Raw genomic sequence first — 16,124 nt, 5'->3', positions numbered from 1 at the left:
GCATGCGGTTTTAGACGTTCTGCCACTCTTTACAAAAGGCGATAAACGCTTTCAAAAGCGGGTTTTGGTATTTCTCTTTGTGTACCAGCAGCCAAAAGCGGCGTTTCATATCCAGAGGCATGTTGAGCATTTTTACCCGCCCATCACGAATTGCGTGCTCAGCCGATAAGCGCGACAAGCAGCCAAGCCCGAGCCCTGCAGCGACGGAGTTAATCAGCGCCTCAGTGGTATTGAGCTGAAACGCTTCGTGCCATTGCTCTATGCGCGGTGCGATAACGCGTAAGAAAAACTCGCGGGAACCAGAACCGGCTTCGCGCAAAATCCACTCACTGTTTTCCAGTTCACTCAGCGTCATCATTTGATTGGCGTCGAAAGGGGCATCCATGGCGCAGATCACGCACATTTCATCTTGGCTAAATTGGCTGGAATGTAACTCTGGGTGCAGTGTTTTGCCTTCGATCAGCGCAATATCCAGCTCATAGTCCACAAGTTTGTCGCAGATCTGTGCCGAATTGGAAATAAACAAACTCTGTGACTGATGCTGGGTCTGACGGCGAAAATCACGCAACAGATAAGGGGCCACTTGGTTGCCGATGGTGTCACTCGCGCCAATTCGTAACTGGCCGGATAAGCTCGCGTCACCATCAAACAGGCTTTCGATATCTCGGGCGCGGCTGAGCAGTTCGTCGGCTAAAGGCAAGAGCTTTTGCCCTTCTTGATTGAGAATCAAACGGTTATTCACCCGATCAAACAGCGCGTGGCCGATCTGCTTCTCTAGTTCAGAGAGCGCCATGCTGACAGCGGCTTTGGAAAGAAACAGACTTTCGGACGCCGCCGTCAAGGTATGATGCTGCGTGATGGTGGTGAAGACTTTCAGTTGTCGCAGTGAAATGTGGCTGGCCATATTTGTTTAGATTCTCTGAACGTTGGTTGTAAATAATTAGATATCTTCAAACATGATGCAAGCTTAAAATGAGCTTGTTTCCTAAATACAGTAGGTCGAGGTCATGATGATTCAAGCAACAAAAGCAAAAGTGATGGGTGCTCCGACGCCGATGGCTGGCTTAGCGCTAGGAATTGCCAGTTTGGGGTGGTGCTGGGAAAACTTCGCCGAGTTCCATGCCTACGGGCAGTGGTTGAGCGCTGCGGTCGCCAGCGCCTTGCTGTTGATCCTCGCGGTAAAATTCCTTTTTCATCGCCATTTATTGAGACAAGATTTGGCGCACCCCGTTGTGGGCAGTGTGGTACCGACTTTTGCCATGGCGACCATGGTGGTATCGAATTCGCTAGGGCATTTCTTCCCTATCGCTGGTGATGTCATGTGGTCTGTGGCGGTTGCGCTACACATCGTATTTTTGCTGAGTTTTGTCTATCACCGTGCAAAAGAGTTTGAACTTCACCACATGGTGCCCAGTTGGTTTGTGCCTCCGGTTGGCATCATTGTCGCGGATGTCTCTTTCTCCGGTAACCCTGTATTGGCGCCTATTGCGCACGGTGCTTTGCTCTTTGGCATGCTTGCCTATGCGGTGATGCTACCCATCATGATCTACCGTTTCATGTTTACCCATGAAGTGCCCGATGCAGCCAAACCCACCATGGCGATTCTGGCCGCGCCAGCGAGCCTCTCTTTGGCCGGGTATTTGACCGTCACCGCGCATCCTTCGCCTGTGATTGTGGCGCTGCTGTTTGGCATTGCAGTGTTGATGACGGCCATCATCTATCTGGCGTTTTTTACCCTGCTGCGACTGCCTTTTAGCCCCGGTTATGCGGCGTTTACCTTCCCGATGGTGATTGGTTCGACCGCGCTGTTTAAAATGGCGGCTTGGATGAAAACCGTCGACATCAGTGCGGAATATGTGGCGCAGGTGCAGTGGCTGGCGAGCCTAGAACTTATTGTCGCCACCTTAGTGGTTGGCTATGTGGCGTTGCAATACAGTTATAACCTGCTTATTTTGCCAAAGATGCAGCAGGCTCAAGTAAGACAGTGCTAAAGTAGCAAGCCCGGCGGGAAGCCGGGCTTGGTATTAGCTTTTTTTAGCGAAAAAGCGCGACATTTCGTCGAGCGATTGTTGAATCACACTCGGCGGGATTGTCTCTTCCCGGACCACACTCAGTTGGCTGTTCAACTGTTTGGCATTACCTGCCGGATTAACCACCATCATGATCTCTTGCCCCACTAGCGCATAGTTGTAGTAACTGCCAGCAATAAACCACTCACGTTTCACTGAGTCATCAAACAAATTATGCCCGACGCTGTAAGTAGCGGTATCGGTTTGCTCACCGAATAAGCGCTCCATCAAGGTCGGCACAATATCAAAATGGGTGGTACGGTAATCGTAGCGAGCCGCTGGTTGGTCAGGCGTGTAAATGTACAGCGGCACATGGATCTGCGCTTGACTGTAGTTACCAGAGTGGCCCCAGTAGTTCATACCGTTGTCGTTAAACTCTTCACCATGATCTGATGTGAGTACTACGATGGTGTTGCTTAAATCTATATTTTTCAGCACCTTGCTAATCAGACTATCGATGTAGTAGAGCGAGTTTTTGTAGCGATTGTGGTAGAGCTCGGCGTCAAAATCGTTATTGAGCAGAATGTGATCCACACGTTCCCAGTAGGGGGTGAATTTCGCCCCTTCAGATTCAGGAAACTCAGTGCCGTGGGCTGAATCGTAAAAGAGAAAACCGAAGTACGGCTGTGAGTTCGGTTGCTGAACAAACTGCAGAAAGTCGTTTGTGATGCGCGCGTCACGCTCCACTTGGCTATCGCCTGGTGTTTTAAGACGTAAATCTTTCACCTTCTTAAACACGGTACGCGACAGCGGAGGGCTGGTGAGTGACGCAGAACCAAAGATCCCCATGCGGTACCCCGAATGTTGTAGCGCATCGAGAAAGATAGGCGCAGTTTGGCTGGCATAAACGCTGTCCCAGTACGTTGCGGGTAAACTATAAAACAGGCTAAACATCCCCGCTTGAGTCGAATTACCGCCACTCATGTGTTGGGAAAATTGCGCGCTCTTTTGGGCAAATTGGCTGACGTTTGGCATGATCTCGGCGGTTGCATCACTGTAGCGCCACGCGTCAATCAGGATAAACAGCACGTTTGGCTGCTGCTCTGGCGTTGTCACCGCGACAGGTTGCAACGGGTAGTGCAATGGACTGCTGGTGACATTTTTTAGCTCAACTCGATTGCGGGCGGCCACTTTCTCATCCACCCAACCGTGCTGATAAATCCAAGAGCGCGCGGTGAGTGGGTAGTACAGTGGCCAATTACTGGTGAACTGGCTCACTTCGTTGTCATACAAGGCATTCTTGTAAGCATGGATTGCTTGGCTACTCACGAGCAGTGCAAACCACACAGCCACCATCGCATATTTGCTTTTCCGTGTGGCTAAACGGCCTGTTAGCCAGACAGTCACGGCTAAGCCGATCAGCAGTACGGCGATTTCGGAGATAAACAGTGCCCAACTGAGCCACGAGATATGAAACACTTCGCTGCCACTGTCGACAAACATACGCACCAGCAAGCCATTAATGTGAAACTTGTAGTGCTGAAAGACGGTAATGTCCACTTGCAAAATGATCAACAAGAGGGCCGCGAGCAGCACCACGCCCCCCCTAAACCACTTGGTTGGCAACCAAGTCAATGGCAGAGCTAAAAGCACAAGCAAAAAGGCCAATAATCCCAGCCAGCCGAGTTGAGTGGCGATCAGATAGAACACTTGCAAAGTGCTGAACGTTTGCTGTGCATCGGCTGGGAGCAAAAATGGATAGCAAGCCAGAGCCAGAAACAGGCTAAAGCAGACAAAAAAAGCGACTAGCCAAGCGCTGTTGTCAGACAGTTTACGCAGCATACGAAAGGGCCCTCTGCAAGATTGGAAAGCGGAAGAGTATAAAACGGCGTTTTTTAACATGGAATAGTTGTGGGGTATGTCACACTTTGTATCACTGTGTCAGTAATATTTTACAGTCCACTTGGACAGCTAAAGAAATTTGTATGGAATGCGTTATAACCATTTAGCAAATCAGTGAGTTACAGCGGTGCTTGATTTTGCAGGCGTATGTTAAGCTTAGGCACAGTCACGCTTACTGCTCGGAAGCCTTATTTTGTTTACTGTTTATCACTCTAATCAGGTTGATGTTCTTAAATCTCTGTTGGTGGAACTGATCCGCCGAGAGCCGCTGCAAAACCCGTTCACGCAAGAGCGCATCTTGGTGCAAAGTCCGGGGATGTCGCAGTGGCTAAAGATCGAACTGGCCAAAGAGTTTGGTGTAGCGGCGAATATTGAGTTTCCGCTGCCGGCGACGTTTATTTGGGAGATGTTTACCAAGGTACTGCCGGATGTGCCCAAGCGCAGCGCATTTAACAAAGAAGCCATGACTTGGAAACTGATGCAATTGCTGCCGGGCATGCTAGATCAACCTGCGTTTACCCCTCTAGCGCGCTATTTGCAGCAAGATGAAGACCGCAGCCGGCTCTACCAGCTGGCCGAGAAAATCGCCGATATTTTCGATGGTTACTTGGTCTATCGCCCCGAGTGGATCGCCAAGTGGGAGGTTGGGCAAGCGGTGGAGGAAATTGCGGATGAGCACCCTTGGCAGGCGCCGCTTTGGCAGGCGCTCTATCAGCACACCTTGGCGTTAGGGCAATCGCCCTATCATCGTGCCAACCTCTATCAAGACTTTATTCACACTCTGCAAGCATCATCGGCAACTTTTGAACAACTGCCCGAGCGGCTGTTTGTGTTTGGTATTTCGTCGCTGCCGCCGCGTTATCTCGATGCGCTTAAAGCGCTCGGAGAGCATATCGATGTGCATCTGATGTTCACCAACCCTTGTCGTTACTACTGGGGAGACGTGCGCGATCGCAAGTTTCTCGCGCGCTTGGCGGCCAAGCATCGTCAGCATGTAGTGTGGCAACAAGACCATTCACAAGCGCTGGGTGAAAGTGAGCAGTTGAAAGGCTCGATTGAAGATAATCTTGCCGATGAACTGCATAGCCAAATGGTCGGTAACAGTTTGCTCGCCTCGATGGGCAAATTGGGGCGGGATAATATGTATCTGCTCTCGCAGCTCGAATCCCATGAGATTGAAGCGTTTGTTGAGGTGGAACGCGACACTCTGCTGCATCAGTTGCAAGCGGACATTCTCAATTTAGAAGAGCACCAAGACGACAATCAACTCGACCACAGTGGGCACAAACAGGTGGTTTCACTGGGTGATCAGTCACTGTCACTGCACGTTTGCCACAGCCCTATGCGGGAAGTGGAGGTGCTGCACGACCGTTTGCTGGCGATGTTTGACGCCGATCCCAGTCTAAAACCGCGCGACATTATCGTCATGGTGGCCGACATCAACGCCTACAGCCCGGCCATTCAGGCGGTGTTTGGTAACGCGCCGGGCGAGCGCTTCATTCCGTACTCAATTTCAGACCGCAGTGCCGCGCAGGAAAGCCCGATTTTGAGCGCTTTTCTACAGTTGCTGAACTTACCTCAAGCGCGCTGTTTAGCGTCAGAACTGCTCGAACTTCTGGAAACGCCGGCGATTTTGCGCCGTTTTGCACTCAGTGATGACGATTTTCTGCAAGCCAAGCAGTGGGTCGAAGCGTCCGGCATTCGCTGGGGGCTGGATGAGCACACGGGCGGTGAGTTCGAACTGCCGCAAACCGAGCAAAATACCTGGCAGTTTGGCATTCGTCGCATGTTGCTCGGTTATGCCATGGCCGATACGGCGGGCTTATTTCAATCGCGTAGCGGACTGATTGCACCTTACAACGAGGTGCAAGGAATGGGCGCTGAGCTGGCGGGCAAATTGAGCCATTTTATTCAAAAAATTACCGAATATCGCAGCAAATTAGCGCAAAACCTTCAAGTGGATGGCTGGCGTGACGCTTTGAATGCTTTGCTGGATGATTTCTTTCAGGTCGATCTGGATGGAGAAATGGCGCTTAAGTCGATTCGTGACACTTTAACGCAACTGAAAGAGCAGTTGAGCGATGCCGCATTTAGCGCGGACTTGTCTCCGGCGGTGGTGAGTGAATACTTGCACAACAAACTGTCGGGCACGCGGGTTAGCCAACGCTTTCTCGCCGGACAAGTCAACTTTTGTACTCTTATGCCCATGCGTTCTATTCCGTTTCGCACCGTTTGTTTGCTCGGCATGAACGATGGCGTTTATCCGCGCACGGTGCCGCCGGAAGGCTTTGACCTGATGAACGGCCGCGCTCGGCCGGGCGATCGCTCACGCCGCGATGACGACCGTTATCTGTTCCTCGAAGCCTTGCTCTCTGCGCAGCAGACGCTGTACATCAGTTATGTTGGCCGCTCGGTGCAAGATAACAGCGAGCGGGTGCCTTCGGTGCTGGTCTCTGAACTGCTGGAATATTGCCAGCAAAACTACTGTTTGGTGGGCGATGAAGCGCTGGCGGTGGATGCTTCCGGTGAGCGTTTGGTGCGCAGCATACAAACTCATCATCCTTTGGTGCCGTTCAGCCCTAGCGCGTTTCAAGGTGAGATGAGCAGCTACGCCAAAGAGTGGATCCCGGCCGCGCAGTTGCAAAGTCAAACTTCACTCAATCAAAGCCGCGGCGCATTTTTACGTGCATTGGATGACTATTGGTTGGGGATAAGTTTTCCTTACGAGCTGGATCTGGTTGAACTGCACCGCTTCTGGCGTTTACCGGTCCAGTACTTTTTCAATCGCCGCTTAAAAGTCCTGTTTGAACCGCCGCTGCCGGTGATGGAAGATGATGAGCCTTTTACTCTCGACGGGCTCAGCAGTTTTCAATTGCGTGATGAGCTCCTTGACCGCTTGCTTGAAGCGAGTGTGGCTCAGCAAGATCCACAAGCGGTGATTGAACAGTTTTTACAACAGCAGCGAGCTTGCGGCCATTTGCCCGTTGGCGCTTTTGGTGAAATCGAGTTTGCCGCTAACCGTGCTCAAGCAGAAGCGCTGGTGGATAAGCTGACCTTTCTCGCAGTACGTGAGCAAGAAGACATCGAGATCGATTTGACCTTTGATCTGCTTGGCGAAGGCAAGCCGATCCGCTTAACGGGCTGGTTAACGCGTCATTATCAATGTGGTTTGATACGTTACCGCAGTGGCCGGATCCGCGCGCAGGATTATTTGGCTGGCTGGATAGATCACCTAGCGATGTCCGCCAGTGGCTTGGCTCAGCCGACACACCTGATTGGTTACGATCGCAAAGAGGGCGTGCAGCATCTTATCTACCCGGCGCTTACTCAACCAGAGCAAGCCAAAGCCTTGCTTGCCGAGCTGGTGCGTCTGTTTGTCGAAGGGATGAATCGCCCCTTAGCCTATTTCCCGCACACCGCCTTGGCGGCGATTGAAGCGGGCTTTAACCGCGGCCAGTGGGTTGATGACCAAGAAAAAGCCCACAAAAAAATGGCCGATACCTTTAACGATGGCTTTTTAGGCGCAGGTGAGGGCAGTGATGTCTATATTGCGCGCATCTGGCCGCAGTGGAACGAAACGTTGGTGCATGAAGTCCGTCTGCTCAGTAGTTTAGTGTTGCAAGGAGCAAGGCTGAGTGTGGTTGACGGTGAGGATGCGTCTTGACAGTGCGGGTGATGATGAGAAGTGCAAGAGTAGAGTGGCCGCCAGAAAATCATTATTGGTGTAGGGCGTTCGCTGTACGGCCACGAGGTCAGAGGGACCACGATTCGATGGAGAATACCGTCAACAGTACGGCAGAGCTCGTGAGGCGCATACTAACCAGAGCCGCACAGAGCTTCCGTGAGTGAGATCTCACAACATCCTAATATTTATACACTTTGCATATATTCATAGAATTTTTGATGTTTGATCACAGTTCGATTAGCAGATAATCCGGAGATATTACGCCGATGACTGACAAGCCTGTCGCCATTCCTTTGCACACCATGCAGTTTCCCTTGCATGGCGCGCGCTTGATTGAAGCGTCTGCCGGAACGGGCAAAACCTTCACCATCGCGGGCCTCTATTTGCGCTTGCTGCTCGGCCACGGCAGTGACGATACCCGCCACCGCGTGCCGTTAACCGTCGATCAAATTCTGGTGGTGACTTTTACCGAAGCGGCCACGGCCGAACTGCGTGATCGGATCCGCGCGCGCATTCATGCCGCAAGATTGGCGTTTTCCCGTGGGCAAAGTGATGATGCGGTGATCAAGCCGCTGTTGGCCGAGATTGACGATCATCGTCAGGCCGCGCAGATCTTGTTGCAAGCGGAACGGCAAATGGACGAGGCTGCGGTGTATACCATTCACGGTTTTTGTCAGCGCATGTTGTCGCAAAACGCGTTTGAGTCCGGTAGCCGTTTCAACAATGAGTTCGTCACCGATGAAAGTCAGCTCAAAGCGCAGGTGGTCGCCGACTACTGGCGACGCAATTTCTATCCTTTACCGCAGGCTTTGGCCGCGGAAGTGCGCCAATTGTGGAGCTCGCCAGCGGCACTGCTCGCTGAGATTGGCTGCTACTTAACGGGCGCGCCGCTCAAACTGACAGTAGAGCCGATGGCAGGCAGTTTGGCCGAATTGCATCAAGCCAATCTAGAAAAAATTGCCGACTTAAAAGCGCGTTGGCGCGCGGTGCAAGACGACCTCATGCCTTTGATTTCGGCGTCCGATGTCAATAAACGCAGTTACAGCAAAAAGTCGCTGCCAGAATGGCTCGCCGCCGTCAATCAGTGGGCGGCGAGTGAAACCAGCAGCTACGATTTTCCGGACAAGTTGGTCAAGTTCTCACAAACCGAACTGACAGAGAAAACGCCGCAGGGCGTAGTGCCCGAGCATGAGATTTTTCTCGCTATTGATGCCTTTCTTGCTCAGCCGATCAGTTTAAAAGCGCCGCTGTTGGCTCATGCGATTGCGCAGTGCCGCACTTGGCTGGCGAAAGCCAAAATGCAGAAGCAGTGGCTCTCTTTTGATGACTTGCTCACCCAGTTATCCGCAGCAATTGATAATGATGAGCAAGATTTGCTCGGCAGCCGAATTCGCACCCTCTATCCGGTGGCGATGATTGACGAATTTCAGGACACCGACCCGCTGCAATACAGCATTTTCAGCCGTATCTATCTCAACCATCCTGAGTGCGGTCTATTTATGATTGGCGATCCCAAGCAGGCCATTTACGGCTTTCGCGGCGCAGACATCTTCACCTACATCAAAGCGCGTAATCAAGTGAGTGCTCACTATACGCTTGGCACCAACTGGCGATCGAGTGCCGAGATGGTGCAGGCGGTTAATCAGGTATTCCAACGGCCGGATAGCCCGTTTATCTACGATCAAGACATTCCCTTTCTGCCCGTTAGCGCCAGCCCGGGTGCGGAACATCGCTTTTGGATCATGGGTGGTCAAAAGCAACCTGCGCTCACTTACTGGTTGCAAGAGGCGCAGCAAGGCCCGGTCAGCAAAGGCGAGTACCAGCAAGTGATGGCCGCGTCGAGCGCGAGTCAAATTCAGCACGTGCTCAGCCAGTCGCAACAAGGCCATGCGTGGCTGCTGCGAGGAGAAGAGCGAAAAGCCATTTTGCCGGGCAACATTGCGGTGCTGGTCAGAACCGGGAGTGAAGGACGTTTGATCAAAAAAGCATTGGCAGAGCAGGGCATCGCTAGTGTCTATCTCTCCAATCGTGACAGCGTCTTTCTTAGTCCGGTTGCGCAGGACATCCAGCGTCTTTTGCAAGCGGTGTTAACCCCAGACAACGATCGCGCGCTGCGCGCTTCGCTGGCGTCTGAGCTGTTTGCTTTAGATGCCGCCACGCTTGATGCGCTTAACAATGACGAGCTGGCTTGGGATACGGCGTTGAATGAATTTCGCGAGTACCGTCGCCTGTGGCAGCAGCGTGGCGTGCTGCCTATGCTGCGTTCGGTGATGGCTAAGCGCCACGTCGCAGAGCGCCTACTCGGTGAAGAGAACGGTGAGCGAGTACTGACGGACCTGATGCACATTGGTGAGCTGTTGCAGCAAGCCAGTGGTGAGCTCGACAGTGACCACGGCTTGCTGCGCTGGCTGGCACAGGCGATCAGTGATGCACAAACGGGCATGGGCGGCAGTGACGAGCAGATCCAGCGCTTGGAATCAGAACGGAATTTGGTGCAGATCGTCACCATCCACAAATCGAAAGGGTTGGAATACGATCTGGTGTTTCTGCCGTTTGTTTTTGCTGCCCGAGAGGCGAGTGAAGCGAAATATTACGACGCGCACAGTGACACTACGGTGCTGGATATCACCCGCCACGAAGCGGCGTTAAAGCAGGCAGACAAAGAGCGCTTGGCCGAAGATTTACGCCTGATCTATGTGGCGCTGACCCGCGCCGTGTATGGCTGTTTTATCGGTAGTGCGCCGCTGCGCAATGGCCGCTCAACCAAAGAGCCGACAGGGGTACATCAAAGTGCGATGGGCTACCTGCTGCAAAATGGTCAACAGGGCGGTATTGCCGATCTCACTGCGGCGCTGTTGCAGCAAAAAGCGGCGTTGGCGTGCGTCGACGTTTGCGCGCCGTTGCCGCTGCCGGAGGAAAAATTTCAGCCCAGTGCGCAGCCCGTCGGTGCGCTCGCGGCGCGAGAGCTGCACACGCCGATTGATCGTCTGTGGCGCATGACCAGTTATTCTGCCTTGGTCAAACAAGGATCGCAGCACAGTGATTACGATGTCAGTTTGGAACTCGGCGGCTTTGATATCGACTCGTCGGCGGAGCGAGATGAGAGCGCGGTGCTGGAAGTGGAGAAAAATATTTTTAACTTCCCTCGCGGCGCCCGTCCGGGCACGTTTTTGCATGCCCTGTTTGAAGAGGTGGAGTTTACCGAGCCAGCCACATCAGAGCACAATACCCAAGTCATCTCAGAGCTGATGGCGCAAGAGCAGATTGATAGTGATTGGTTACCCGTACTGCAACGCTTAATTGATACTGTGCTGGAGACGCCGCTGGATGGCAAAACACTGCGCCTTCGAGACAAAGCGCCTAGTCAGCGTTTGGTCGAGATGGAGTTCTTTCTCCCCATCGAAGTGCTGAGCGCCGCCGCGCTCAACCGTGTTTGCCAGCGGCACGATCCGCTCTCTGCCCAAGCTGGCGACCTCGGTTTTCAAACTGTGCAAGGCATGCTCAAAGGCTTTATTGACTTAGTGTTTGAACACAAAGGACGCTATTACGTACTCGACTGGAAATCCAACCACTTAGGCGATGCGACGCACTTTTATCACGGCGAAGCGCTCAAAGGGGCGATGGTCGATCACCGTTATGATTTGCAATACCAGATTTATGCCTTGGCGCTGCACCGCTTTTTACGTAGCCGAGTCGCGGATTACGATTACCAGCGTCACTTTGGCGGCGTCTACTACCTGTTTCTGCGTGGCATGGATGGCGAAAGTGGCAGCGGCATCTTTTCGGCGCGCCCTTCGCTGGCGTTTTTACAACAAATGGATCGTCTGCTGGATGGTCAGGAGCCACAAGAGCCAGCCAGCAGTCAATCTGGTCAGATGGAGTTATTATGAGCGCCCATTCAGCGATGCATTTTTTGTCATTACTTGCCGATCTTGCCAAGCAAGGCAGTCTGCGCCAGCTTGATTACCAGTTTGCCCGTTTGATTGCCTCGCAAAGTGACGATGAGGCACTGGCGCTGTTAGCGGCGCTGGTCAGCGCGGAAGTGGGGCGTGGTCATATCTGTTTGCCATTAATCGATTCACACGGGCAGGGCCTCGATATCGCGGCGCGCTTGGGGTTATACGGTGAGGCGGCGCAAGCGCTGAATACTCAGTTGGCGTCGATTGATTGGGCCGAAAAGCTCAAAGCATCGCCAATTGTCGGCGAGAGCCATGAGGCTTTACCGCTGATCTTTGATGGGCTGCGACTCTATTTACAGCGCTACTGGCACTATGAAGTGATGGTTGCTGCCAAGCTCAACCAGCTCAGTAGCGCGGTAAGTTTAGACGCCGATGAGATGAAAAAACTGGCCAACTTGCTTGATCACCTGTTTGCGCGTGATTATCGCTTTTTGCTTGAGGCGCTGCTGCGTGGCCGCAACGAAAGCACGGACTCGGCAGGCCTGCGCCAGCAGTTAGTGTGCGATCATCTGGATGTGGTTAATGCAAGTCAGCTTGACTGGGCGGCGATTGAGCGCGTAGTCGTGGCGGCGACTAAGGTCGAGCAGCTCAGCGCCTTGGATAGTTTGGTGCCGCAAAGTGTGTGTCTCAACTGGCAAAAAGTGGCGGCTGCGGTAGCGTTAACGCGCCGCTTTACGGTGATTTCCGGTGGGCCGGGGACGGGCAAAACCACCACAGTGTGTAAACTTTTGGCGGCCTTGATTGAGCAAGCTGGCGATCATGATCTCACCATCAAACTGGTGGCTCCAACCGGAAAAGCCGCCGCGCGCCTGACGGAGTCGATCGGTAAAGCGGTATCGGCTCTGCCTGTGTCCCCTGAGTTGAAAAACAAAATTCCGACCGAATCGTCAACCTTACACCGCTTACTGGGCGCGATTCCCGGCAGCGCCGAATTTCGTCATCACAGTAAAAACCCGCTGCATCTGGACATTTTGGTGATTGATGAAGCGTCCATGGTGGATTTATCCATGATGTACAAAGTGATCGATGCCTTGCCTAAGCAGGCCAGAGTGATTTTGCTTGGCGATAAAGATCAGCTCGCCTCGGTGGAAGCAGGCGCAGTGCTGGGCGACATTTGCTCCTTTTCTCACACCGGTTACCGCCCGGAGCAAGCGAGCGCGTTGGCGCGTTTGACTGGCTTTGCCAGCTTAACTTCGCTGGGCCGAAGCAAAGTGTCGATTGCGGACAGCTTGTGCATGCTGCAAAAAAGCTTTCGCTTTGATGCCCGTTCAGGGATTGGTCAGTTGGCGCGTGCAGTTAACGCGGGGGATGCGCACGCGGTGGATCAAGTCTGGCAGCGAGAGATGAGTGACATTACCCACTGGGATCTCAATGCGCAGAACTACCATCAGATGATCCAAACGCTGGTTAGCGAATATGGCCGCTATCTCGCCCGCCTGCAAGAGACTCAGCTCAGCCCAATGACGGGCGAAAGCGAAAGTAGCGCTGAGAAGGCCAAAGTGGTCTTGGCGCTGTTCAATCAATGCCGCTTATTGTGCGCGCTGCGTGAGGGCGACTTTGGTGTCAGTGGGCTTAACCAACGGATTGAAAAAGCGCTTGCGGCGCGCAAGTTGATCCGCACTCAAGATGAGCTCTGGTACCACGGTCGCCCTGTGATGGTGACGCGCAACGACCATGCGCTGGGCTTGTACAATGGCGATATTGGCATTTGTATGCGTGATGAGAGTGAGGACGAGGTGCGCTTGAAAGTCTTTTTTGAACTGCCTGACGGCAGCATGAAGGCGATCTTACCGAGCCGTGTCCCCGAGCATGAAACAGCCTATGCCATGACCATTCATAAATCGCAGGGTAGTGAATTTGACTTCACACTGATGGTGCTGCCAGCAGAGTTTAGCCCGATCCTGACACGGGAGCTGATTTATACCGGTATTACTCGAGCAAAGAAAAAACTGGCGCTGTATGCCGACGGCCAAGTGCTCAAGCGAGCGATTCGTGTCCGCACTCAGCGGGCGAGTGGCTTGGTGGAGCGCTTACAAGGATAGGCCGTTGTCACCGTGTATCGCACTGATGCAACAAGGCCGGGATAACCCCGGCCTTGTAAAACTGTTTAAGCATGAAACGCTTTGGTAAAAGTGATGCTGCGAATTCGGTATTGCTGTTGGTAGTTCATGATGAACTCTTTTAACGCGGCGTTCACTGGGAAAACACAGTGAACATCCAGACCTTCTAGAAACTGGTTATCTGCCATATCCCAGAAGCTTTGCAACGAATTACAAATAACGGTTTTCATATCAGTGCTCTTTATTGCTTAGCCGTGGCCTACTGACGGCGGTTAAGTAATCAATCGAGCAATCCGTGCAATGGTGTATTTCCTATGTCCTTGGTTCAGGTTGTAATCCTGAATGGCGCGCATTATAAAGTAGTGCGCTGATTAAAAAAAGAACAAAATGTGAGCAAAAATAATGTAAAGCATTGCATATCGGATTTCACGCTTTTGCCAGTAGGAAGCTCTACAAATGCAGCGCTAAGATCTTAGAACGGCGCTGATAGTTGTAGAGATTTTTCTTCGCCATCGGCAGAGAATCCACGCCAATCTCATAAAAACCTTGTTCTCTAAACCAGTGTACACTGTGGGTGGTGAGAACAAAGATCTGCTGAATACCGATTGGTTTCGATTTATGTTTCATATGGTTAAGTAACATCAAGCCACGGTTGCCATCGCGATAATCGGGATGAATCGCCACGCAAGCCATCTCCGCCATCTTCTCTTCGATATAAGGATAAAGTGCCGCGCAGCCGATGATCAGGCCATCTTTCTCGATGATGGTAAAACGTTCCACCTCTTGCTCTAACTGCTCGCGCGAGCGTCTCACCAAGATGCCTTGCTCTTCCAGCGGGCGAATCAGATCCAAAATGCCACCGATATCGTCAATATCTGCCTGACGAACCTGCTCAGAGCTGGCCATGACCACCTGTGTGCCGATGCCGTCAAACGAGAACAGTTCTTGGATCAGCGCACCGTCGATCTTGTAACTGATCAGGTGGCTGCGGGGCACCCCCGCGCGACACGCGGACACTGCTCCTTTGAGAAAGCGCAATGTACCTGAACTAAAATCGCTGCTGAGATCGACATCTTGCGACAGCTTTTTGATCACCGCATCCGCTTCACTTGGGAACAGCTCAGCGACTGCATTGCCGTTCTCATCGATCACCCCTTGCTCGGAGCAAAATCCGATCAGCTTATCGGCATTGAGGCGAATCGCGACCTGAGTGGCGACCTCTTCCGACAGCAAGTTAAAACATTCGCCTGTCACCGAGCTGGCAATCGGACCAAGCAGCACAATCGATCCTTGACTGAGCGAGCCATTAATCGCTTCGGTATCGATACGACGGATACGCCCACTGTGGCAGTAATCGACGCCATCATCCACGCCAAGCGGCTGGGCGATGACAAAGTTGCCACTCACCACATTCAGTTGAGTACCCGCCATGGGCGTGTTGTTAAGGCTCATCGACAGGCTGGCGGTGATCGCCAGTTGCAGTTGTCCTGCTGCCTGCATAACTACCGAAATGGTGTTTTCATCAGTCACACGAATGTTTTTATGATAAGGCGTTTGGCACGCTTGCTTCTCCAGTAAGTGATTGATTTGTGGTCTGGCACCATACACCAGAACAATCTTCACGCCGAGACTGTGCATTAATGCTATATCATTAATTATGTTGCCAAAGTTTTTATCTTCAATCGCTTCCCCACTGAGCAAAATCACCATGGTTTTGCCACGGTGAGCGTTAACATAAGGGGTTGACTGTCTAAAACCTTTTACGAGAGCGGTGCTGCGAATTTTCACAATTGGATTTCCTTGTGATTTTTTATGCACAAATTTTGTCTTTTTATTTTTATTTTAGCAAGGTGTTTTTTTGTTGAGATAGCAACTATTGATCTGCGTGATTGTTCAGCGCGACCAGAGGTGTAATATAGCCGGGTTGTATTAATGAAAGATAGCAAGATGCCACCGACTGTTAAGAAGAATCAAACCGACTTAGATAGCGCAATGGAGATGGATGCGCAAAAGCGTAAGCAGCGCAAAATTGTGGAACGACTCCTGATGGGGATAGCCCTTGTAGGTACGGTGGTGGTGCTGTTTTTGTATGGTGATTTGATTTCGCGCGCGATTAATCCACCGCTGCCGAAAAGCCTGATTTATGGCAAATGGGTGGAACAAGATGTGCCCCATTATGACCGTGAAGTGTTTGAGATCAGCGCGGAAGGGGTGACGTCAAACGGCTCAGTGGTGGCGACCAGTTTCGAGTTCGATGGTAAATACTTTTCCTACCAAACCGGGGGGAAAGAGCGCCGCTTTCGTATTTTAGGTCAGCAGCAATACGTTGAGATGAAGCTGGATTCCAACGATCACTACTTGCCTATCTTCCGCTTAGAAGGGCGGCAAAACCTCTCTTTACGTTAGTTGTCAATCCTATCGGGTCAGATTTGTGTCAGTCTCACAGTCGGTTACGCCTTTATCATTGCGCTTGTGGCGTGAGTTTGCCATCCTTCACTTCACCTTGATT

The 16,124-nt window shown here is 52.2% G+C and carries 9 protein-coding genes; 5 read left to right on the top strand and 4 right to left on the bottom strand.

Translation table 11 applies throughout. From position 1 onward, the window contains the following. Positions 1-10: 10 nt before the first annotated feature. Positions 11-904 carry a LysR substrate-binding domain-containing protein gene (locus UF06_RS14690; protein ID WP_045571107.1) on the bottom strand — a complete coding sequence of 298 codons (894 nt, stop codon included), beginning with the start codon at positions 902-904 and terminating at the stop codon, positions 11-13. Between the two features lie 106 nt (positions 905-1,010). Between UF06_RS14690 and UF06_RS14685 the strand changes: the two genes are divergently transcribed. Then, positions 1,011-1,991 carry a TDT family transporter gene (locus UF06_RS14685; RefSeq protein WP_045571266.1) on the top strand — a complete coding sequence of 327 codons (981 nt, stop codon included), beginning with the start codon at positions 1,011-1,013 and terminating at the stop codon, positions 1,989-1,991. Between the two features lie 33 nt (positions 1,992-2,024). Here UF06_RS14685 and UF06_RS14680 read toward each other — a convergent pair whose 3' ends face one another. Next, complete coding sequence (locus UF06_RS14680; RefSeq protein WP_045571106.1) at positions 2,025-3,851, bottom strand: DUF3413 domain-containing protein; 1,827 nt, start codon at positions 3,849-3,851, stop codon at positions 2,025-2,027. A gap of 253 nt (positions 3,852-4,104) precedes the next feature. Here UF06_RS14680 and recC point away from each other — a divergent pair, with 253 nt between their 5' ends. The 3 genes from recC to recD all read left to right on the top strand — a co-directional run bounded on the left by recC (position 4,105) and on the right by recD (position 13,597). Further along, the gene (recC, locus tag UF06_RS14675) at positions 4,105-7,575 is read left to right on the top strand and encodes an exodeoxyribonuclease V subunit gamma (RefSeq protein ID WP_045571105.1); all 3,471 of its coding nucleotides are present in this window, start codon (positions 4,105-4,107) and stop codon (positions 7,573-7,575) included. A gap of 287 nt (positions 7,576-7,862) precedes the next feature. Then, a complete protein-coding gene (gene recB, locus UF06_RS14670; RefSeq protein ID WP_045571104.1) occupies positions 7,863-11,486 on the top strand; it encodes an exodeoxyribonuclease V subunit beta in 3,624 nt (1,207 codons plus the stop codon). Beyond that, positions 11,483-13,597: an exodeoxyribonuclease V subunit alpha gene (gene recD / locus UF06_RS14665; protein WP_045571103.1), complete on the top strand. Its 2,115-nt coding sequence runs from the start codon at positions 11,483-11,485 to the stop codon at positions 13,595-13,597. The genes recB and recD overlap by 4 nt, the downstream gene beginning before the upstream one ends. Positions 13,598-13,662: 65 nt before the next feature. Here the strand turns inward: recD and UF06_RS14660 are convergent, their stop codons facing one another. Further along, positions 13,663-13,845 (bottom strand): hypothetical protein, encoded by a 183-nt coding sequence (locus UF06_RS14660; RefSeq protein WP_039430341.1) that lies wholly within the window; start codon positions 13,843-13,845, stop codon positions 13,663-13,665. A 220-nt stretch (positions 13,846-14,065) separates the two neighbouring features. Further along, the gene (gene argA / locus UF06_RS14655; protein ID WP_045571102.1) at positions 14,066-15,403 is read right to left on the bottom strand and encodes an amino-acid N-acetyltransferase; all 1,338 of its coding nucleotides are present in this window, start codon (positions 15,401-15,403) and stop codon (positions 14,066-14,068) included. A 204-nt stretch (positions 15,404-15,607) separates the two neighbouring features. Between argA and UF06_RS14650 the strand changes: the two genes are divergently transcribed. Continuing rightward, positions 15,608-16,021, top strand: coding sequence for a DUF2850 domain-containing protein (locus UF06_RS14650; RefSeq protein WP_226972192.1), 414 nt, complete (start codon positions 15,608-15,610; stop codon positions 16,019-16,021). Positions 16,022-16,124 lie beyond the last annotated feature (103 nt).

The organism is Vibrio sp. S234-5, assembly GCF_000960595.1.
GTDB lineage: Bacteria > Pseudomonadota > Gammaproteobacteria > Enterobacterales > Vibrionaceae > Vibrio.
Note: the sequence above shows the minus strand (reverse complement) of the source record. Positions and strands in the feature narration are given on the sequence as shown.